This window comes from Frankia umida, from assembly GCF_023242945.1.
In the GTDB taxonomy this organism is placed as follows: Bacteria; Actinomycetota; Actinomycetes; order Frankiales; family Frankiaceae; genus Frankia; species Frankia umida.
Map to the genome: position 1 here is coordinate 113,679 of NZ_JALKFT010000010.1, position 18,452 is coordinate 132,130.

Below are 18,452 nucleotides of genomic sequence, written 5' to 3' on the forward strand. Positions count from 1 at the left end.
AATCATCCACGTGCGGCCGCACAACGATCAGGACTCTGATCGGACGCATTCATGACCGCCGCCGCATCCTCCTCCTCATTCCCCGGCCGAACCAGTCAGACCCCTGGTTCAGAGCCCCGTGGTCAAAATCCGGCCAGAAAGGATCCGAGTGCAGGAGGGCGGTTGCCCCCGCACCTCGTGGGCACCCTTGCCGTAGTGGACTGGAGGGTGGCATGTGCAGATGGATGGGGTATCGAGGAGATCCGATCGTCCCGTATTCACTGTTGTACGAACCCGAAAGATCACTGATTGCCCAGAGTGTCAGACATGGGCCGGACCTGCTCGAACCCAACGGCGACGGGACCGGCCTGGGCTGGTACAGCCGGCGCAGGACCCCGGCGATCTTCCGCAGCGACTCACCCGCCTGGGGCGATGAGAACCTTCGGGAACTGGCCGAGGAAATCAGCTCCCCGATGTTCCTCGCGCATGTGCGGGCGAGCACCGGAACATCGGTGCAGAAGACGAACTGCCATCCGTTCCGCTATGGGAAATGGATTTTCGTGCACAACGGGTACATCGACAGCTTCGGCTCGCTTCGCCGTGAGCTGCTGATGGCCGTGCGCCCCGACCTGTTCGGCAACATAAAAGGCAGCACGGATTCCGAGCTGATGTTCCACCTCGCCCTGACGTTCGGCCTCGAGGAGGACCCCATCGGGGGGTTGGAACGCATGGCCGGTTTCGTCGAGAGTGTCGGAGCCGCCGCGGGTGTCGCCGAACCCCTGCAGATGACGGTCGGGCTGGCCGACGGCGAGACGCTGTTCGCGGCCAGATACGCCAGCGGGCCGGTGGTCAACACGCTGTACATGAGCGAGAGCGTCGACGCGATCCGGATGCTCTACCCCGAACACGAGCGCCTGCAGCACATGCCCGGCGACGCCCGCGCCATCCTGTCGGAACCGCTGAGCGAACTACCCGGGGTATGGCGGGAAATACCCCCGTCCACGGCCATCGTCGTCACCGAGACGCCACATCAGCGCACCTTCCGTCCACAGCCACCCGGGTAGGAAGAGGGAAGCCGCCCCGGGTTCTCATGTGGCACGCGACGATCGCGGGAGGAACCAGCATGAACGCCTATCCACCGATCGCGGACCACGGTCTCGTGGGCGACCTGCAGACCGCGGCGCTGGTCGCCGCCGACGGAACCCTGGACTGGTGGTGCACCCCACGGTTCGACTCGCCGAGCATGTTCGCCTCGTTGCTCGACAGCGATCGCGGTGGCCACTGCCGGCTGGCCGCCGATCTCGGTGACACCGAGGAGGTCGGTGTCCGGCAGCTCTACCTGACCGACACCGCCGTGCTCGTCACCCGGTTCATGGCCCCGGGCGGGGTGGGCGAGGTGGTCGACTTCATGGAGCCCAACCCCTCGAGCACCCCCTCGACACGCCATCGGCTGATCCGGGTCGCCCGGGTGGTTCGGGGCAGTCTGCCCTTCGAGCTGCTGTGTCGGCCACGGTTCGACTATGGTCGCGCGTCCCACACGTCGCGCCATCTCGACGACGGATCGGTGGTGTTCCACGGACCTGACACGGATCTGCACGTGCAGGCGACCGCCCCGATCGTGCTTCATCCGGACGGCCACGACCTCTCCGCCCGTTTCACCCTCGACGCCGGCGAGCTGGCCGCGGTCGTCCTCACCAGCGACAGCGGTGACGCCGCCACCCGCGGCGAACGCCTCGGCGGTCCGCCACCCACGGTGGAGAGCGTCACCGCCGCGTTCGACGCCTGCCGCGCCTTCTGGCTGACCTGGCTACGGGCGTCGCGCTACCGCGGCCGGTGGCATGAGATGGTCACCCGCTCGGCGATCACCCTGAAACTGCTCACCTACGCTCCCACCGGCGCTCCCATCGCCGCCGCCACGATGGGTCTGCCCGAGCAGATCGGCGGCGAACGCAACTGGGACTACCGGTACACCTGGGTTCGCGACGCCTCCCTGTCCGTCCACGCCCTGAGCACGCTCGGCTTCACCCGCGACGCGAACGCCTACCGCCGCTGGCTGCGCGAGCGCCTCGACGCGGGCTGGACCGCCTCCGGCGAACCGCTTCAGATCATGTACCGGGTCGACGGGGAACCCCACCTGACCGAGGAGATCCTCGACCATCTGGAGGGCTACCGCCGGTCCGCGCCGGTCCGCGCCGGCAACGCCGCCGCCGACCAGATCCAGCTCGACATCTACGGCGAGGCCGCCTACGCCCTCGCCGAGGCGAAGGACATGGGCGGAGTCCGTGGCTGGAACGCCTTCGCCGCCGTCATCGACTGGCTCACCGACCACTGGGACCGCCCGGACGAAGGCATCTGGGAAACCCGTGGCGGCCGGCAGAACTTCACCTACAGCCGCCTCATGACCTGGGTCGCCTTCGACCGGGCCATCCGGATCGCGACCGCCTATTCCCGGCCCGCCGACCTCACCCGCTGGCAGACGGCCCGCGACACCGTCTTCCGGCAGATCATCGACCGCGGCTGGAACGACAAGCGCCATGCCTTCGTCCAGCACTACGACACCGACGTCGTCGACGCCTCCCTGCTGCTCATGCCCCGCGTCGGTTTCCTCGCCCCGACCGACCCCGACTGGCTGAGCACGCTCGACGCGATGAACGACGAACTCGTCAGTGACAGCCTCGTCTACCGGTACAACCCGGCCGCCTCCCCCGACGGCCTGCGGGGCTCCGAGGGCACCTTCAACCTCTGCAGCTTCCTCTACGTGCAGGCCCTGGCCCGCGCCGGCCGCCTCGACCAGGCCCGCTACGCCTTCGACAAGATGCTCACCTACGCCAACCACGTCGGCCTGTTCGCCGAGGAGATCGGGCCGTCCGGTGAACAGCTGGGCAACTTCCCCCAGGCCTTCACCCATCTCGCGCTCATCGACGCCGCCATCGCCCTCGACGAGGAGCTCGACCGCGCCGAGAACCTGGGCCGCTGACCATCGGCGACGCGACCGGAAGCGAGGTACGTGACGACGATGACCGAGCAGACGCCCGACGTGGATACCCGCGCCCTGCCACGGTCGACCGGCGCCGACCGGCGCCTCCTGGCACCGCTCGCGCTCGCGCAGTTCATCTGCAGCTTCGCCGGGTCGAACATGAACGTGATGATCAATGACATCAGCCGGGACCTCGACACGACCGTCCAGTCCGTTCAGGTCGTCATCACGGTCTTCCTGCTCGTCATGGCCGCGCTGATGATTCCCGGCGGCAAGCTGACCGACCGGCTCGGCCGCAAACGCTGCTTTCTGATCGGACTCACGGTGTACGGGGTGGGTGCCCTGCTCAGCGCCGTCGCACCGGGCGTGGGCCTGCTGCTGCTCGGCAACTCGATCCTGGAGGGCATCGGCACGGCCCTGCTGATTCCCCCGGTCTACATCCTCACCACGGTGCTGTTCACCGACCTCACCGCCCGTGCCCGCGCCTTCGGGGTCATCATGGCCGGTGGTGGCCTCGGGGCGGCGGCGGGCCCGCTCATCGGCGGCCTGATCACCTCCGCGATCAGCTGGCGCGCGGCCTTCGCCTTCCAGGCCCTGATCGTCGCGCTCATCATCGTGCTGAGCCGGTCCATCACCGACCCGCTCCCGGCGGACCCGCACCGTCACTTCGACGTTCCCGGCTCGATCCTGTCCGCGGGTGGCCTCACCCTGATCGTGCTGGGCATCCTCGCCGCCGACGACAACCTTGCCCTCACCGCCGTCCTCCTGGCCGCCGGCCTGCTCGTGCTGGCCGGATTCCTGCACTGGGTACGCCGCGAGGAGCGAGCCGGCCGGGAGCCTCTGCTGTCCACCAGCCTGTTCCGCAACCGGGTCTCCAACCTCGGCCTGGTCACCCAGAACATCCAGTGGCTGCTGCTGATGGGCTCGTCCTTCACCGTCGCCACGTTCCTCCAGGTGGTCCGCGGCTACGACGCCATCCGGACCGGCCTCATCTTCACCGCGGCCACGGTCGGTCTGCTCATCTCGTCCACCGCCGCCGAACGACTCGCGAAACGCCACTCCCAGAGCACCCTGATCACCGCCGGGTTCACCCTGACCATCGCCGGCATCATCGCCCTGATCGGCCTGGTCGCCGCATCACACAGCCCCTGGGCGTTCGTGCCCGGGCTGTTGCTGCTCGGTCTCGGCCTCGGCGCGATGCTCACCCCCTCGGTCAACGTCGTCCAGTCCGCCTTCTCCGAACAACGCCAGGGCGAGATCTCCGGGCTGTCCCGCAGCATCTCGAACCTCGGTTCGTCCTTCGGTACCGCCATCGCCGGGACCATCCTCGTCGCCGGCCTGACCAGGAACGCCTACGCCATCGCCATGGCCACCCTCGGCGTCCTCGGTGTCCTCGGTCTGGTCGCCGCCGCGCGGATGTCCCGGACCAGCGCCGGGGACAACCCGCTGGCCGACAGCCGGCCCGGCCACGGACCGCACGACTGACCCGCACCCGGTAGCCCCGGGCGACCACCGGTCGTCACCGGAACAGGGATCTCGCGCGTCGTCCGACCGCGCGGAGCAGGGACAGGCCCCGCGCGTTGTACCAGGCGCCGACGGTCGCCCCTCCGGTGAGCACCACCCCGAGTCCGATCAGCCACGACAGAAGCGTGAAGACGACGCCGATCTCGCCGTAGTTCCGCTCGTTGTCCACGATCGACGTCGAGAACAGCAGCCGGCTCACCACCCCGAGGCCGGTCAGTCCGACCGTGGTGAACACCGCCGCGGGCAGGACGTCCCGCCAGGCCAGCCGACCGCGCACGAGAACCCAGGTGCCGATCCAGAACAGCAGCACCATCGCGGTGATGACGATCAGAGCCTGGCACACCTGGCCGGCGACCGTGCCGGTGAGCGCCGCCCCGGTGGCGGTGGTACCCGCGAGAAAGACGAGCAGTCCGGCGAGCCAGACCACCTGGGCCGGCACCCCGCGCAGGCCGAACGCCGGAACCCGGAAGACCCGCAGATACACCGACTGCACCGCCCCGGCCAGGCTCAGCCCACCCAGGGTCAGCCAGAGCGCGCCGAGGACCGTCCAACCGGACTGCGCGGATCCGCCGCCGCGGGGAGTGAACAGGCGCTCGACGGCCATGGCGGCGTCGTGGTTCAGTCCCATCCGCCTGACGATGATCTCGGCCGCGCCGCCGGGGCGCAGCGGCGACACCGCGGCCAGCGTGATGACAAACGGGAAGAACAACATCAGAATGAGCGCGGCGAGGGTCATCGAGCCGTTCATCAGATCGCTTTCCCGCAACTGGCGGGCCAGGCCCTCCGCCGACGAAGAGCGCCATCCTTCCTGAACCTCGCGATATTTTTCCGATGCCCACCTCCGGACGCCGGAAAGGTGGCTTCCCGCCTGCTCGTGGCGAATCTGACCGCCAGCCGGTCCCCGCTGCCGACTCACCCCCACAGCATCACTCGAAGTGACGGTCTGCGCATCCCACCGGATGCGGCAGCGGAAGCGGAGTTCGATATTTCCGGAATCTCGCGGCGCCTTTTTGCGGCTCGTCGAAAACCAGTTTTCGACGAGCCCTCGCAGGGAAGGAGCCGGCCGCGAGACCGCATTGGCGGCCGCACCACGCACAAAGCAGGAGGGACCGTTCCATGGTTGCCAGTGCTGGCGACAGCTCCGACGGCCCGGCGCGTTCTCCTGGCATATCCCTCCGGACTGTCGGGGCGTCCCTCCTGCTCCTGCTGGCCGTCGTGCTGGCACCGCTCGCCGTGGTCGCCACCTGGGCGGACATCACGATCTCCGACTCGGACCGGTACGGGGAGACCGTCGCCCCGCTCGCCACCGACCCCGCGGTGCAGAACATGGTGACCAACCGGCTGACCGATCTGGTCGTCAGGAACGTCGACGTCGATCAGGTCACCGCGTCACTCAACGACGTTCTCACCCGAAACGACGTCCCGCCCGTTGTCGTGAACCATGCCGACGTCCTGGCCGGCGCGCTGCACAGCGCCCTGACCAGCGCGGTACATCAGGTGGTTCAGGGGGTGGTCACCAGCGACCAGTTTCCCCCGCTGTGGGAGAACGCGAACCGTCGGGCGCATGCCGCCGTGAAGAAGGTTCTCACCGATGAGGGCAACAACGTCCTCCAGGCCAAGGACGACACGATCGTGCTGGATATCGGCCCGGTCGTCGACAGTGTGCAGCAGCGACTCGCCGACGCCGGTCTCGAGAAGGCCGGCAGCATTCCCGACGTCGACCGACAGATCGTGCTGCTGCGGACGGACACCCTGACCAGAACTCAGGACGCCCTGCGTCTGCTCGCCGTCCTCGGCCTGTGGCTGCCCGTCGCCGTGGTGGCGTTCGCCGCGCTGGGCGTGTGGCTGGCGCCCGCGCACCGCGTCGGGCTCATGGCCCTGGGCGTCGGCACCGCCGTGACGATGATCGTCCTGCTCGTGGTGCTGGCCGTCCTGCGCCAGAGTTATCTGGACTCCGTCGCGCCCGACGCCCAGCCGCGCGACGCGGCAGCGGCCATCTACGACACTCTCGTCCGTTTCCTACGAGACAGCGCGCTTACCTGGCTGACCGTGGCCGTCATCACCGTGGTCGCCGGGTATCTCCACGGGCCGGGCCGCGGCGCCCGCGCCCTGCGCGCCAGCGCCAGCCACGCCACCGGGGCCGCCGGCCAGGCCCTGGCCCGGGCGGGTGTGGGTACCGGCGGCGCGGGCGACTGGCTGGCCCGGCATCGCCGCCTCACCGGCGGGGTCGTCATCGGGGCGGGGCTGCTGGCGCTGGTGCTGTGGAACTGTCCGACCCCGGCAGCGGTCGCCCTCGTCCTGCTGACAGTCGTGGTCGCCCTGGCCGCGCTGGGTGTCCTCGCCGCCGCCGGGACCATCCGACCCGAGCCCACGAACCCCGCCGACTGGAACGACTGACCCCTGGCCCGGCTCTGGCCGAGCCGAGCTCGGCCGGGCCGCACCGCGCGGCTCAGGCCGGGGACCGGCCGGCCACGATCCGGACCAGAGCCGGGAACATCCCCCACAGACCCGGCCGCGCGGGTGGCACCCCGGGTGCGTGCACCGGGATCCGAACGCGGACCGCGGCCGGAAGCGAGCGCAGCTCCAGCGGTGGTGGCAGGCACAGCGCCTCCCCGTCCACGCCGACACTGACCGGTCTCGCGGAGTCGATCCGCAGGGTGGGACTGGTCCACTGCTGGAAGCCGCGGAACCGGCTGATGGCACCCATGGACTCGAGCGCGACGAGGGCGGGCAGATCACGGGCCCGATCGACACACAAGGTCGTCACACCGAGCCGGCCGCTGTCGAGGTGGGGGCGGGTGCCGAAACCACCGAGGCTGTGGAGCTGGTAGGCGTTGTTGGACACGAGCAGGACGTCCGCGGTCGATCCGGTGTGACCGTCCGGGCCGGTGAAGCGGAGATCCGGCGCGGCGCGGTCCGCGCCCAGCAGGTCGGGCAGCCTCGCGGCCGCCGTGGGCACCTTCGCGTCACGGTAGCTGTCGGACTGCACGATGTCGGCGTAGACACCCAGCGAGACGTTGTTGACAAACACGCGGTCACCGAGCTGGCCCAGGTCGACACGCTGCTCGACCGCGAGGTCGAACGCGTCGAGCGCCCCCACCACATCCCTGCGGTCCAGGCCGAGATCAAGGGCGAAGTGGTTACGCGTACCGGCGGGGACGCAGACGAACGCCATCCCACGCTGACGCGCCACGTCCGCGACGACCGCCTGCGAGCCGTCGCCACCCGCCATGCCCACCACATCGGCGCCGCGGTCGGCGGCGTCCTCGGCGAGCGACCGCAGATCAGCGTGTTCCGTGAGGGTGACGACCTCGATCCCGCGCCGGAGCGCGGCCTGGGCGAGCTGGTGACGCCCGGCGGCACCACCACCGGAACGCGGGTTCACCACCAGGACGCCGTGCCGGGCGGCTCCCACCTGACGCCCCCGCGGTCGGTGCCGTCCGAAGGCGCCACGCGCCGCGATTCCTGACGCGACGAGCAGACCCGCGGTGACCAGCAGGGTGGCCAGGCCGATCACCCCCGCGAAGGCGATCAGGGCGCCAAGGGTGCAGACCGCCAGCACAGCCGCGCCCAGGCGACGCGGCCCCCGTCCGACCAGCGCCGCCCAGCCCGCCATCAACGTGATCGTCACGGCGACGACCGAAACCGGCAGGGCGATCGGCCGGTCGATCAACCGGGCGATCAGGACGACGACCACCGCGGCGGAGGCCAGCAACGCCACCGAAGCCGCCAGCCGCTGGGAACAGGACACCGGCGCTCCCGCGCCCCGCCCCGACCGGCGAACCATCCGGGAACGCATGATCATCCACCCCTCCGAGCTGCCGAAAAACCGGGAGTGCAACCCAGAAAGCAGCCGAAAACATTCTCTTCAACCCGTTTCCACATTTCCCGTTCCACCGTCCCATCCGCGACCCAGGCCAGCAACTCGATCAGGAACGGAAAATGCGCCCCATATTGGAACCATGCCGACACCCGACGCGCCGATCCCGTATTTCGTGAGCCCGGGCGGCAGGCTTCTGATGCCACTGTCTCCCTGATGCCGCTGTTTCCCTGATGCCCCTGTCTCCCTGATGCCCCTTCGGGCGACGACTGGATGAGGCCGGTCCCTGGGTGAAACCCTGGGACCGCCAGGCCAGGCATCAGCCGAGCCGGGTGTGGCCGGCGCAGGAGGGGTGTGGATGGGGTTCTATGAGGACCAGGTGCTTCCGCGGATCATCGACGTCGCGCTCGGGCGGGTGGTGGAGCCGGCGCGGGCCCGGGTGACCGCCGGGCTGCGCGGGGACGTGCTGGAGATCGGCTTCGGCTCGGGTCGCAACCTGGCGCATCTGCCGGCGCAGGTCAGCCGGCTGCTGGTGGTCGAACCGGCGGCGACCGGCCTCCGGCTGGCACAGCGGCGGATCGCCACGGCCACTGTGCCCGTCGAGGTCGTCGGACGGGACGGGCAGCGCTTGGAGCTGGCCGACACCTCGGTCGACCATGTGCTGGTCACCTGGACGTTGTGCACCATCCCCGACGTCGACCAGGCGCTGCGGGAGGCCCGTCGCGTCCTGCGCCCCGGCGGAACGCTGCATTTCACCGAGCATGGCCGCTCCGCGCGGCCGCGGGTCGCCCGCTGGCAGGACCGGCTCACCCCCGCCTGGGGCCGGATCTTCGGTGGCTGCCACCTCAACCGTCCCATCGACGAGCTGGTCACCAACGCCGGCCTGGAACTGCGAAGCCTTGACCACTACCGGGTGGGCCCCGAGTTCATCGGCTACGGCTACGAAGGGATCGCGACAAAACCCGCATGAGGCCGGTGTGCGCCGCGCGGGGGGCTCAGGCGGCGGGGTCGAGGACGACCTTGGTCCAGCCCGTCTCGCGGCGGTCGAAGGCCTGATAGGCGTCGATGGCCGACGACACGGGCTGATGCTGGGTGATGACCCGGGCCGGGTCGACCGTTCCCGCCATCACCTTCGACAGCAGCTCGGGAATGTACCGGCGGTGGTCGCAGATACCGAGCTTGATCGTCAGGTTGCGGTTGAGTGCCACCCCGATCGGATAGGCGTTCAGGGTCGGCGGGTAGAGGCCGACAACACCGATCGAACCGGCTTTGGCCACCGCCTCCACCGACCAGTGCGCCGCCTGCGACGGAGCGTTTCCAGGCACCCAGGTGTCACCAACGGGCCGGGCCCCACCCGCCGTGGCGGCCTCCCTCTCGGCCTCGAACGCCCGGGTCTCGTCGGCATCCGGCACCGCCGGCCCGGACGATGCCCGCTGGGCGTCGACGCCGACCGCGTCGATCACCCGGTCCGCCCCGATGCCCCGGGTCATCTCGAGGATCATCGCGACCGGGTCCTCCTCGTTGAAGTCGACGATCTCGGCGTGCAGCGCACGGGCGCCCTGCAACCGGGACGCGATGCCGTCGACCGCGATGACCCGCCCGGCGCCCTGCTGGAACGCGGACAGGACCGCGAACTGGCCGACGGGGCCCGCCCCGAACACCGCGACCGTGTCCCCCGGGGTGACCTCGGCCAGTCTCGCTCCGTACCACCCGGTCGGATAGATGTCGGACAGCATGATCGCCTGATCGTCCGACACCGAGTCGGGCAGCGGCACCAGCCCGACGTTCGCGTAGGGCACCCGGGCGAACTCCGCCTGCAGGCCGTCGAACGGGCCGGTGTCCACCGGACCGCCGAAGAACGCCGCCCCCGCCCGGGAACCGCGCGGGTTGGCATGGTCGCACTGTGAGTAGTAGCCGTCGCGACAGTAGGAGCAGCACCCACAGCCGATCGTCGAGGGGATGATCACCCGGTCGCCGGGCCGCAGGTTACGGACGTACGGCCCGACCTCCTCCACGACGCCGACCCCTTCGTGCCCCAGGATCGTGCCCTCCCGCATGCCCGGCATCGTCCCGCGCACCATGTGCAGATCCGTCCCGCACACCGCACTGCTGGTCAGACGAACGATCGCGTCCGTCGGCTCGGTGAGCTTCGGCTCGGGCACGTCCTCAAGCCGGATATCGGCCGATCCGTGATAGACAACCGCCTTCATCTGCCATCTCCTCTCCTTCGGGGCCGTCCCCCGCCCCGCCAGGACGAACGGGCACAGTCGTTCACGCCATACCCGACCTGGGCCAGATCACCCGAAGCAGAGAATCCTTTTTGACCATTTCCGGCCGGCTTTACGAAGAATTTGCCGCGATCCACCGAAATGCAGATATCGATAAAGCCCGTCCACGGATACAGCGGCCCACTATCAGACCAAAGCGCTTTTCACGGCGGGCGACGAACGGCGAGCCAGGCGCTACGGGTGATGGGTCCAGGAATTGACGAGCGGAACGGCCATGGGGGCGAAGTCGGACTCGTTGCGGGTGACGAGTGTGAGGCGGTGAACCCGAGCGGTAGCAGCAATCAGGGCGTCGCGGGCCGGGCGCCGGTCCGGCACATGTAGCCGCGCCGCGGCGTCGGCGACGGCCTGGTCGACGTCGAGCAGCCGGCCCCCGTAGACGGGAAGAACGCTCTCGGTGAGCCACGCATCCAGCACAGCCGCCTGTCCGGGGTCGTGTCGCCGTTTGTTCTCGATCCCGGCACGCAGTTCCAGCAGCGTAATGACAGAGAGAAACGTGTCGGACGGCGACAGGGACCCCGCCCAGACGTTGAACCGGTCATGTCTGCGCCTGGCCGGCTTACGGAGCTCCGAGACGATGTTCGTGTCCAGTAGGAAGCTCACAGATCGACCTCACGCGGCGAGTCCCGCGGACGCATCGGCTCGAAGTCGATGTCCTCGTCCAGGACAAATGCCTCCCCCAGGCTCCCCCCGCTGCCAGTAAGCCGCTGGTAGTCCGCGAACGACAGCAGGACATGCGACGGCCGACCATGATCCATGATGATCACCGGGCCGTTGGCGGTCGCCCGTTTGACCGCGCTCACGTCAAGACCATCTCGTAGTCGAGCAGTCCAGGCGCGGCGAGCGACGCAAGCCCCTCGAGCCGACGGCGCACCGCATACCCGGCCGAGCCGTGATCGGTCAGTGTCCGGACCAGAGCGGAACAGTCGATCACGGCCTCGGATGCGCTCATCGGCGGTCCCGACCCTCGTCCATCGCGGTGAGAATGTCCGCGGTGGACAGCTCGGACCGGGTCTCCCGATCAAGTCGGGCCATCATCTCTACACCAGAGGTAACTCAGCCGTTCACCAGAGTTATCGGATGGCCGGCGGGACTGGTCGTGGTGGTGATCGTGGTGCGCTCGTCGATGGGTGGCGCGGTGGAGCGCTGGTCGAAGATGATGAGGGTGCCGGTGGACAGGTGGAGGCGGTCGAGGTAGTGGTCGAGCTGCTTGAGGCCGGCCTTCAGGGGGTTACCCCTGCCCTGTCGCCAGACCTTGAGCTCGACGGCCTCGCGCTGCTCGTGCTGTTCGCCGGCGGGGGTGGTGTAGGGCCAGCGGACGTGCAGGTCGACGCGGCCGGAACCGACGGCGAACTCCCTGTCGACGTAGCCACCGCCGTTCACGACCCGCTGGAGATAGCCCATGAAGATGAGTTGCGGGGCCGCCTCGTCGTAGTAGCCGCGGCGGGTGAGGAACTCCCCGTTCTCCCTCCACCAGTCGGTGAACTCGGCCAGCACCTTCGGGAAGTCGAACGAGTTGTCGGGACGGATGAACGAACGCGGGTTGGCGGCCACGCTCTCCTGGATGCTGCTCGACAGGACTCGCGCGATCACCTCCCGGTAGATCGGGTTCGCGATCCGGACCGGCGGGCTGGACGCGATCAGGCCGAGGTCGCGCACATAGGCGACGTCATCGTCGTAGGGCTCCAGCGGCAGCGAGCCGCCAGCGAGCACCGGGCTCAGAATTCGCTGGACCCGGGGCTCGACGAGCTTCGACGCGAGCGAGTCCAGATGGGTGGCCCGGGCCAGGATCAGCCGTTCCTTCGCCTCGTCCAGAAGCCGCACCGTGATCTTCTCGGACGCTGGCACCGCGATCTCCTCGACGACCTCCCGGGCCAGGGCGTTCACCAGCCAGGGCTGGCCACCTGTCAGTTCGTAGGCCCGGGCCAGCGCTGCCGGCGTGAACTCCTGGCCCGTTTCGGCCGTGTGCTGGCCGTAGAGCTCGGTCACCTCATCCGGGCTGAAGTCCCCCAGCCGCAACGACGTCACCTTGACGTTGAACGGACTCGCCGTCCCGAGCCGCGGCGGGTCGCCACCAGCGAGGGCCTTGTACCCCCGGACATCACGCAGGCCGCAGAGCACCACCGAAGCGGGAAAGTCCCGCGGTCGGTCGGGAAAGCCCGCGCGTAGCTGGCGGAGCACGCTGATGAGGCCCTGCCCACGGACCGCGTCGATCTCGTCGAAGAACAGCACCAGCGGCCGCGGGCAGGTCTGGGCCCATGCCCGCAGGGCCGCCGACAGCTGGGAACCCTCCGGCGCCGCGGGCCAGGCCGGCGGGCGCAGCTCGACCGGGAGGTTGTCCTCGGCCCGGACCTTGATCTGGAAGAGGATGTCGCGGGCCGCCGCCTCGTAGTCATCGCCCGCGGCCTCGGCCGTCTCGCAGGAGAAGTGCAGCGCGGCATACCAGCCCTGAGCTGTCAGCTCGTGCGCGAGCGCCCGCAGCGCCGTCGTCTTGCCCGTCTGCCGCGGAGCATGCACGACAAAGAACGCCTCCTGGGCCACCAGCCCAGGCGCCTGCGGCAGCCGTGACAACGCCGGGATCATGTGGTGACGGACCGGATCGCACGGACCAGCGGTGTTGAACCGGCGTGCCATCCGGGCGCCTCCCTCCGCGGGCCAGCAGAACCGCGCGCTCCGCGCACCACCCTACGCATGATCGACGATCTGGCCGGCGCAGCCCGGAGCCGGGCTGACCCGCGTCCCCGTCTGACCCACTCCACAACAGGCAACGAGCAGGTGTCTCACCCGCTACTGACACTGATGGGGGCGTGGCGGAGACCTCGACTACAATAGGTTCCACGTTGGGTAACCTTGTGGAACAAGTTGGAACACGAGGGACGGTGGTGGATCATGACAGATCCGATCGATCTCCCGTATCCGGTTCCGGAACCTCACGAGTGGGTCGACGAGCCTGATTCTGAGACCGCACGACTCCTCGACGAGGCCTTCGACGATCTTGCCGCGGGTCGATCGGTGATCTGCCCGTCCGAAGCATCGTTCGACGCGCTTCTCGCCGAACTCGCCGCGGAACCGCATACGAGGGCGAGTTGACGGCCGCCCAGAGCAGATGGCCGTGCCGGTGCTGTCCAGGACGCCGCGCCGATGCGGAAAGTGCCGGATCGGGCCGCTAGAGTAGCGGTGTGCCCACGTACGAGGCGATCGCCCAGTTCTGGGCAGACTACCGCCGGCTGCGACCCGAACAGCGCGCCGCTTTTCTGCGTGCTCGGACACTGTTCGTCGATGGTCTTGCTGAGGGCGCACTCCACCCGTCCCTGCGGGTGAAGGGCTTCAAACTGCGCCCAGGTGTCTTCGAGCTCTCGTGGGCGCCGAACGGTCGGGCACTGTTCACCTACGGGTCGCCGCTGCCCGGCCACGGCACGGACCCGCACGTGATCTGGCTACGCGTCGGTACCCACGACATTTTCCGCGCCTGACCCCCGGAGCTGAGAACGCTCCCATTACCCCCGGCGTGCCGCGGCGTTGGATCGTCCCACCCCACAGCGGGCGACGAGCAGGTGTCTCACCCGAGGCTTGCAGGGGACTGAGGATTCAATGAGAGAGGCCTTGCGGGGCCTGCATCCTCGAGCCCTGGTCGATTCCCCGCTGTCCTTTCGCAAACGCGGCATCTTCATTACCAGCGGCGCGCTCCAGCGAGCATGACATGACCACTCCGGGTCTCTGCCGAGCCTCCATCACCGGTCTGCTCCAGGAGCTCAACGACGCGGTGAAGGGCCTCCTACCTGGTCCGGGTCCGGCCGCGACCCGATACTTCGAGGCCGATCATCTTACCGTCGACGTCGCTTCGGCCGAATATCTGCCCGCCATGAAACTGTTCGCGTCCCGTGTGGAAACAGACATCGAGGACATCGCCTTTCTTTACGGCGCACTCGATTACACCACCCTCGATGAGGGACTCGATCCCGTCCAGTCGGTCTACAGGGGCCGGCCGATCGACGCGAAGGTCCAGTTCCTCCTCGAAGAAGTCGTCGATTCCCTCCACCGCCCCGGCAGCCCCGCACTACTACTACAGCACCAAGGCTCGAAGATCGGTAATATGAAGGAGATTCGGCCAATGGCGGCGGCGGTAAGAGGTGAGCGTCCTGCCGGCCGAGCAGCGCTGCCAACGGTGATTGGACGGCAGCCATCGGGCCTGCAGCTGGTTCGAGGCCAGGCTGGACCATTATTCGACAGAACGGCTCACGCATCTCGGTGTCCACTGCCACAGGATCAATCCAGTACGGAGAAGACGAGCTCGGCGCGCTCTCGGGTACTGGCCATCTGCCACGCCTGGTCGGCAATCTCGTGCGGGTCGAGCGACATCGCTGCGAGCCGGTCCTCATCCAGGCCGGAGCCGGCCAGTCCTTCCACTTGGTGACCGGCCAGAGCTTCGAAGATGTCGCCACCTTTGATGCCACCACCGATCACCAGCGATCCGGCATAAATGCCGGTCTCGGCCAAGGCGGCGTGCAGGGTGACGGCGTACGTCCGCAACGCCGCCGCAGCCCACGCATTGATCTTCGTCCCACGGATTATGAGATCGAGCTGGATGACTGACTCGAGATCTCTCAGGCAGGCGAGCGAGGCGGCGCCCGGTCTGGCCGAAGGGTGACCTCGGCCAGACCGGTGGCGAGCCAGTTGGTGTTGCGGTCAGACAGCGTTACGGGTCGGACGGTGGTGCGGGTCAGACGTTGAAGCCGAGGGCGCGGAGCTGGTCGCGGCCGTCGTCGGTGATCTTGTCGGGGCCCCACGGGGGCATCCAGACCCAGTTGATCTTCACGTCGGCGGCGAGGCCGCCGTCGGGGCCGTCGACCAGGGCCGAGCGGGTCTGGTCCTCGATGACGTCGGTCAGCGGGCAGGCCGCCGAGGTGAGCGTCATGTCGAGGGTGATGATGTTGTCGTCGGAGACGTGGATGCCGTAGACGAGGCCGAGGTCGACGACGTTGATGCCGAGCTCGGGGTCGACGACGTCACGCATCGCCTCCTCGATGTCGTCGAACTCCGCGAGGTCCAGGGCTGCCGCCCGCTCGGCGCGGGTGCCGTGCTGCTCGGCCTCGGTCGCCGCGTCCTGGGTCGCCGCGTCCTGGGTCGCCGCGTCCTGGGTGGAGGTGCCAGCTTCGCCGATGACGGTGCCGGGGTCGGCAGTCGCGTCCTGGATCGGGGTTTCGGTCAGCGCGTCGGTCATGGCTTCTCCTGCTCCGGTACGTCGAGGGCGGCGGGGGTCGCCGGCGCCGTGGCCGACACGGACGCGGACGCTGCCGCCGCTGCGGGATCGACGGCCTTGGCGGTGGCGTCCTTCCAGGCCATCCAGGACAGCAGGGCGCACTTGACCCGAGCAGGGTACTTGGAGACGCCGGCGAACGCGACCGCGTCCTCGAGCCGCTCCTCGTCACCCTCCGCGGTGCCGCGCGACTGCATCAGCGCCAGGAACTCGCGTTCGAGTTCCAGCGCGTCGTCGACCTTCTTGCCGATCACCAGGTCGCTCATCACGCTCGCCGAGGCCTGGCTGATCGAACAGCCCTCGCTCTCGTACGAGACGTCCTCGACCACACCGTCGACGACCTTCACCCGCAGGGTGACCTCGTCCCCGCAGGTGGGGTTGACGTGGTGCACCTCGGCGTCGAACGGGTCGCGCAGCCCGCGGTGCAGCGGGTTGCGGTAGTGGTCCAGGATGATCTCCTGGTACATGGAATCAAGGTTCACTTCGAGAAGAACCTCCGGACCCCGTGCAGACCTTCCACCAGCGCGTCGACCTCAGCGGTCGTCGTGTACAGGTGGAAGGATGCCCGGGTCGTCGCGGGAATGCCGTAGCGCAGGCAGACCGGCCGCGCGCAGTGGTGGCCGACCCGCACCGCGATGCCGCGCTCGTCCAGGAGCTGGCCGACATCATGCGGGTGGATGTTGCGCCCGGTGTCGTCGGTGAGCACGAACGAGATCGCCCCACCGCGTGCCTCGGCGGTCGGCGGACCGATGATCCGCAGGCCGGGCACGCCGGCCAGGGCGTCGAGCGCGTAGGCGGTGATGGCGTGCTCGTGGGCGGCGACCGCCGGCATGCCGAGCGCGCTCAGGTAGTCGACGGCGGCACCGAGCCCGACGACCTGGCTGATCATCGGGGTGCCGGCCTCGAAGCGGTGCGGCGCCGCGGCGTAGGTCGACCCCTCCATCGTCACGACCTCGATCATCTCGCCGCCGCCGAGGAACGGCGGCATGACCTCGAGCAGCTCGAGGCGGCCCCACAGCACGCCGACACCGGTCGGCGCGCACATCTTGTGGCCGGTGAAGGCGAGGAAGTCCACCCCGAGGGTGGCGACGTCGACCGGCAGGTGCGGCACCGACTGGGAGCCGTCGAGCACGGTCAGCGCGCCGACCTCGCGGGCCCGGGCGACGATGCGCTCGACCGGGTTGAGGGTGCCGAGGATGTTCGACTGGTGCACCATCGAGACGACCTTGGTCCGGTCGTTGATGATGCTGTCGAGGTCGGCCAGGTCGAGGCGGCCGTCGTCGGTCAGGCCGATCCAGCGCAGGGTGGCGCCGGTGCGCCGGGCGAGCATCTGCCAGGGCACCAGGTTGGAGTGGTGCTCCATCTCGGTGATGACGATCTCGTCGCCGGGGCCGACCCGGAAGCGGGCGGCCTCCACACCGGTGGTCTCGGCGTTGCTCATCGCGTAGGCGACCAGGTTCAGCGCCTCGGTCGAGTTCTTGGTGAACACGACCTCGCGGCGGTCGGTGGCACCGATGAACGCGGCGATCTTGTCACGGGTCGCCTCGTACAGCGCGGTGGCCTCCTCGGCCAGCACGTGGATGCCGCGGTGCACGTTGGCGTTGTGCCGCTCGTAGTAGGTCCGCTCGGCGTCGAGGACGGCCAGCGGCTTCTGCGAGGTGGCGGCGCTGTCGAGGTAGACCAGCGGCAGGTTGTCGTGCACGGTGCGCGACAGGATCGGGAAGTCCTTGCGCACCTGCTCGACGTCGTAGCCGCTGGCCAGAACGGCCGGGTGCGGCTCGGTGACGGTCATGACGCAGCTCCAGCCCCCGCCGGGGCGACCGCGGCCGCTCCGCCGCCCAATGACACCGCGGCTCCGCCGCCCTTGACGTAGCGGTCGTAGCCACCGTCCTCGAGCACGGCGGCGAGCTCGGGGCCGCCCGAGTCGACGATGCGCCCGGCGGCCATCACGTGGACGAACTCGGGCTTGATGTAGCGCAGGATGCGCGTGTAGTGGGTGATGAGCAGGATGCCCGTCTCCCCCTTGGCACGCACGGCCTCGATGCCACCGGAGACGATGCGCAGCGCGTCGACGTCGAGGCCGGAGTCGGTCTCGTCGAGCACGGCGATCTTCGGCTTGAGCAGCGCCATCTGCAGGATCTCGTGGCGCTTCTTCTCACCGCCGGAGAAGCCCTCGTTGACGCCGCGCTCGGCGAACGCCGGGTCCATCTCCAGGGCTTCCATGGAGGCCTTGACCTCCTTGACCCAGGTACGCAGCTTCGGTGCCTCGCCGCGCACGGCCGTGGCCGAGGAGCGCAGGAAGTTCGACACCGACACCCCGGGGATCTCCACCGGGTACTGCATCGCCAGGAAGATCCCGGCGCGGGCGCGGGCGTCGACGCCCATGGTGAGGACGTCCTCACCATCGAGCGTGATGCTGCCGTTGGTCACGGTGTACTTCGGGTGGCCCGCGATCGAGTAGGACAGGGTCGACTTGCCCGACCCGTTCGGTCCCATGATCGCGTGGGTCTCGCCCTTGCGGACGGTCAGGTCGACCCCGCGCAGGATCTCGCGCGGACCTTCCTCGGTCTCCACCGAGACGTGCAGGTTACGAATCTCCAAGGTCGACAC

General features: G+C 69.0%; 20 protein-coding genes. 7 read left to right on the forward strand and 13 right to left on the reverse strand.

Translation table 11 applies throughout. From position 1 onward, the window contains the following. The first annotated feature begins 224 nt into the window (after positions 1–224). From MXD59_RS12345 to MXD59_RS12355, 3 genes are read left to right on the forward strand one after another with little or no spacing between them, the layout of a single operon-like run. Positions 225–1,043, forward strand: coding sequence for a class II glutamine amidotransferase (locus MXD59_RS12345; protein ID WP_248824799.1), 819 nt, complete (start codon positions 225–227; stop codon positions 1,041–1,043). A gap of 59 nt (positions 1,044–1,102) precedes the next feature. After that, positions 1,103–2,956 carry a glycoside hydrolase family 15 protein gene (locus MXD59_RS12350; RefSeq protein ID WP_248824800.1) on the forward strand — a complete coding sequence of 618 codons (1,854 nt, stop codon included), beginning with the start codon at positions 1,103–1,105 and terminating at the stop codon, positions 2,954–2,956. Between the two features lie 39 nt (positions 2,957–2,995). Beyond that, a complete protein-coding gene (locus tag MXD59_RS12355) occupies positions 2,996–4,441 on the forward strand; it encodes an MFS transporter (protein ID WP_248824801.1) in 1,446 nt (481 codons plus the stop codon). Positions 4,442–4,475: 34 nt separating this feature from the next. Here the strand turns inward: MXD59_RS12355 and MXD59_RS12360 are convergent, their stop codons facing one another. Next, positions 4,476–5,216, reverse strand: coding sequence for a ribonuclease BN (locus MXD59_RS12360; RefSeq protein WP_248815496.1), 741 nt, complete (start codon positions 5,214–5,216; stop codon positions 4,476–4,478). Between the two features lie 380 nt (positions 5,217–5,596). Between MXD59_RS12360 and MXD59_RS12365 the strand changes: the two genes are divergently transcribed. Then, entirely contained in the window at positions 5,597–6,877 is a 1,281-nt protein-coding gene (locus MXD59_RS12365) for a hypothetical protein (RefSeq protein WP_248824802.1), read from the forward strand. Between the two features lie 52 nt (positions 6,878–6,929). On the opposite strand, the gene MXD59_RS12370 is transcribed toward MXD59_RS12365, so the two are convergent. Then, on the reverse strand, positions 6,930–8,285 hold the full coding sequence (locus MXD59_RS12370) for a diacylglycerol/lipid kinase family protein (RefSeq protein ID WP_248824803.1): 1,356 nt from the start codon (positions 8,283–8,285) through the stop codon (positions 6,930–6,932). 373 nt (positions 8,286–8,658) lie between these two features. On the opposite strand from MXD59_RS12370, the gene MXD59_RS12375 reads away from it, so the two are divergent. Continuing rightward, positions 8,659–9,270 (forward strand): class I SAM-dependent methyltransferase, encoded by a 612-nt coding sequence (locus tag MXD59_RS12375; protein WP_248824804.1) that lies wholly within the window; start codon positions 8,659–8,661, stop codon positions 9,268–9,270. Between the two features lie 25 nt (positions 9,271–9,295). On the opposite strand, the gene MXD59_RS12380 is transcribed toward MXD59_RS12375, so the two are convergent. The 5 genes from MXD59_RS12380 to MXD59_RS12400 form a co-directional block, all read right to left on the reverse strand. Continuing rightward, positions 9,296–10,510: an alcohol dehydrogenase catalytic domain-containing protein gene (locus MXD59_RS12380; RefSeq protein WP_248824805.1), complete on the reverse strand. Its 1,215-nt coding sequence runs from the start codon at positions 10,508–10,510 to the stop codon at positions 9,296–9,298. Positions 10,511–10,762: 252 nt separating this feature from the next. Next, positions 10,763–11,188 carry a type II toxin-antitoxin system VapC family toxin gene (locus MXD59_RS12385; RefSeq protein WP_248815502.1) on the reverse strand — a complete coding sequence of 142 codons (426 nt, stop codon included), beginning with the start codon at positions 11,186–11,188 and terminating at the stop codon, positions 10,763–10,765. Next, the gene (locus MXD59_RS12390) at positions 11,185–11,388 is read right to left on the reverse strand and encodes a type II toxin-antitoxin system prevent-host-death family antitoxin (protein WP_248824806.1); all 204 of its coding nucleotides are present in this window, start codon (positions 11,386–11,388) and stop codon (positions 11,185–11,187) included. The genes MXD59_RS12385 and MXD59_RS12390 overlap by 4 nt, the downstream gene beginning before the upstream one ends. Further along, entirely contained in the window at positions 11,385–11,537 is a 153-nt protein-coding gene (locus MXD59_RS12395; protein ID WP_248824807.1) for a hypothetical protein, read from the reverse strand. The genes MXD59_RS12390 and MXD59_RS12395 overlap by 4 nt, the downstream gene beginning before the upstream one ends. A 104-nt stretch (positions 11,538–11,641) precedes the next feature. Next, the gene (locus MXD59_RS12400; RefSeq protein WP_248824808.1) at positions 11,642–13,219 is read right to left on the reverse strand and encodes an ATP-binding protein; all 1,578 of its coding nucleotides are present in this window, start codon (positions 13,217–13,219) and stop codon (positions 11,642–11,644) included. A 255-nt stretch (positions 13,220–13,474) separates the two neighbouring features. On the opposite strand from MXD59_RS12400, the gene MXD59_RS12405 reads away from it, so the two are divergent. Together MXD59_RS12405 and MXD59_RS12410 are read left to right on the forward strand one after the other, a co-directional pair. Beyond that, on the forward strand, positions 13,475–13,675 hold the full coding sequence (locus tag MXD59_RS12405) for a hypothetical protein (protein WP_248824809.1): 201 nt from the start codon (positions 13,475–13,477) through the stop codon (positions 13,673–13,675). Between the two features lie 89 nt (positions 13,676–13,764). Beyond that, positions 13,765–14,058 carry a hypothetical protein gene (locus MXD59_RS12410; protein ID WP_248824810.1) on the forward strand — a complete coding sequence of 98 codons (294 nt, stop codon included), beginning with the start codon at positions 13,765–13,767 and terminating at the stop codon, positions 14,056–14,058. Between the two features lie 302 nt (positions 14,059–14,360). Here MXD59_RS12410 and MXD59_RS12415 read toward each other — a convergent pair whose 3' ends face one another. From MXD59_RS12415 to sufC, 6 genes are all read right to left on the reverse strand, one after another. After that, positions 14,361–14,624, reverse strand: coding sequence for a hypothetical protein (locus MXD59_RS12415; protein WP_248824811.1), 264 nt, complete (start codon positions 14,622–14,624; stop codon positions 14,361–14,363). 227 nt (positions 14,625–14,851) lie between these two features. Further along, on the reverse strand, positions 14,852–15,115 hold the full coding sequence (locus MXD59_RS12420; protein WP_248824812.1) for a hypothetical protein: 264 nt from the start codon (positions 15,113–15,115) through the stop codon (positions 14,852–14,854). A 190-nt stretch (positions 15,116–15,305) separates the two neighbouring features. After that, entirely contained in the window at positions 15,306–15,806 is a 501-nt protein-coding gene (locus MXD59_RS12425) for a metal-sulfur cluster assembly factor (RefSeq protein ID WP_308301695.1), read from the reverse strand. Beyond that, positions 15,803–16,324: a Fe-S cluster assembly sulfur transfer protein SufU gene (gene sufU, locus MXD59_RS12430; protein ID WP_163548748.1), complete on the reverse strand. Its 522-nt coding sequence runs from the start codon at positions 16,322–16,324 to the stop codon at positions 15,803–15,805. The genes MXD59_RS12425 and sufU overlap by 4 nt, the downstream gene beginning before the upstream one ends. Further along, positions 16,321–17,634: a cysteine desulfurase gene (locus MXD59_RS12435; RefSeq protein WP_248824813.1), complete on the reverse strand. Its 1,314-nt coding sequence runs from the start codon at positions 17,632–17,634 to the stop codon at positions 16,321–16,323. The genes sufU and MXD59_RS12435 overlap by 4 nt, the downstream gene beginning before the upstream one ends. Continuing rightward, entirely contained in the window at positions 17,631–18,452 is an 822-nt protein-coding gene (sufC, locus tag MXD59_RS12440) for a Fe-S cluster assembly ATPase SufC (protein WP_175084496.1), read from the reverse strand. The genes MXD59_RS12435 and sufC overlap by 4 nt, the downstream gene beginning before the upstream one ends.

Bases quoted from the DNA above. Each gene is read 5' to 3' on its own strand.
- MXD59_RS12425 (WP_308301695.1), bottom strand. From the start codon at position 15,806: ATGACCGACGCGCTGACCGAAACCCCGATCCAGGACGCGACTGCCGAC.
- MXD59_RS12350 (WP_248824800.1), top strand. From the start codon at position 1,103: ATGAACGCCTATCCACCGATCGCGGACCACGGTCTCGTGGGCGACCTG.
- MXD59_RS12375 (WP_248824804.1), top strand. From the start codon at position 8,659: ATGGGGTTCTATGAGGACCAGGTGCTTCCGCGGATCATCGACGTCGCG.
- MXD59_RS12405 (WP_248824809.1), top strand. From the start codon at position 13,475: ATGACAGATCCGATCGATCTCCCGTATCCGGTTCCGGAACCTCACGAG.
- MXD59_RS12345 (WP_248824799.1), top strand. From the start codon at position 225: ATGGGGTATCGAGGAGATCCGATCGTCCCGTATTCACTGTTGTACGAA.
- MXD59_RS12355 (WP_248824801.1), top strand. From the start codon at position 2,996: ATGACCGAGCAGACGCCCGACGTGGATACCCGCGCCCTGCCACGGTCG.
- MXD59_RS12395 (WP_248824807.1), bottom strand. From the start codon at position 11,537: ATGAGCGCATCCGAGGCCGTGATCGACTGTTCCGCTCTGGTCCGGACA.
- MXD59_RS12435 (WP_248824813.1), bottom strand. From the start codon at position 17,634: ATGACCGTCACCGAGCCGCACCCGGCCGTTCTGGCCAGCGGCTACGAC.
- MXD59_RS12400 (WP_248824808.1), bottom strand. From the start codon at position 13,219: ATGGCACGCCGGTTCAACACCGCTGGTCCGTGCGATCCGGTCCGTCAC.
- MXD59_RS12370 (WP_248824803.1), bottom strand. From the start codon at position 8,285: ATGATCATGCGTTCCCGGATGGTTCGCCGGTCGGGGCGGGGCGCGGGA.
- MXD59_RS12365 (WP_248824802.1), top strand. From the start codon at position 5,597: ATGGTTGCCAGTGCTGGCGACAGCTCCGACGGCCCGGCGCGTTCTCCT.
- MXD59_RS12380 (WP_248824805.1), bottom strand. From the start codon at position 10,510: ATGAAGGCGGTTGTCTATCACGGATCGGCCGATATCCGGCTTGAGGAC.
- MXD59_RS12360 (WP_248815496.1), bottom strand. From the start codon at position 5,216: ATGACCCTCGCCGCGCTCATTCTGATGTTGTTCTTCCCGTTTGTCATC.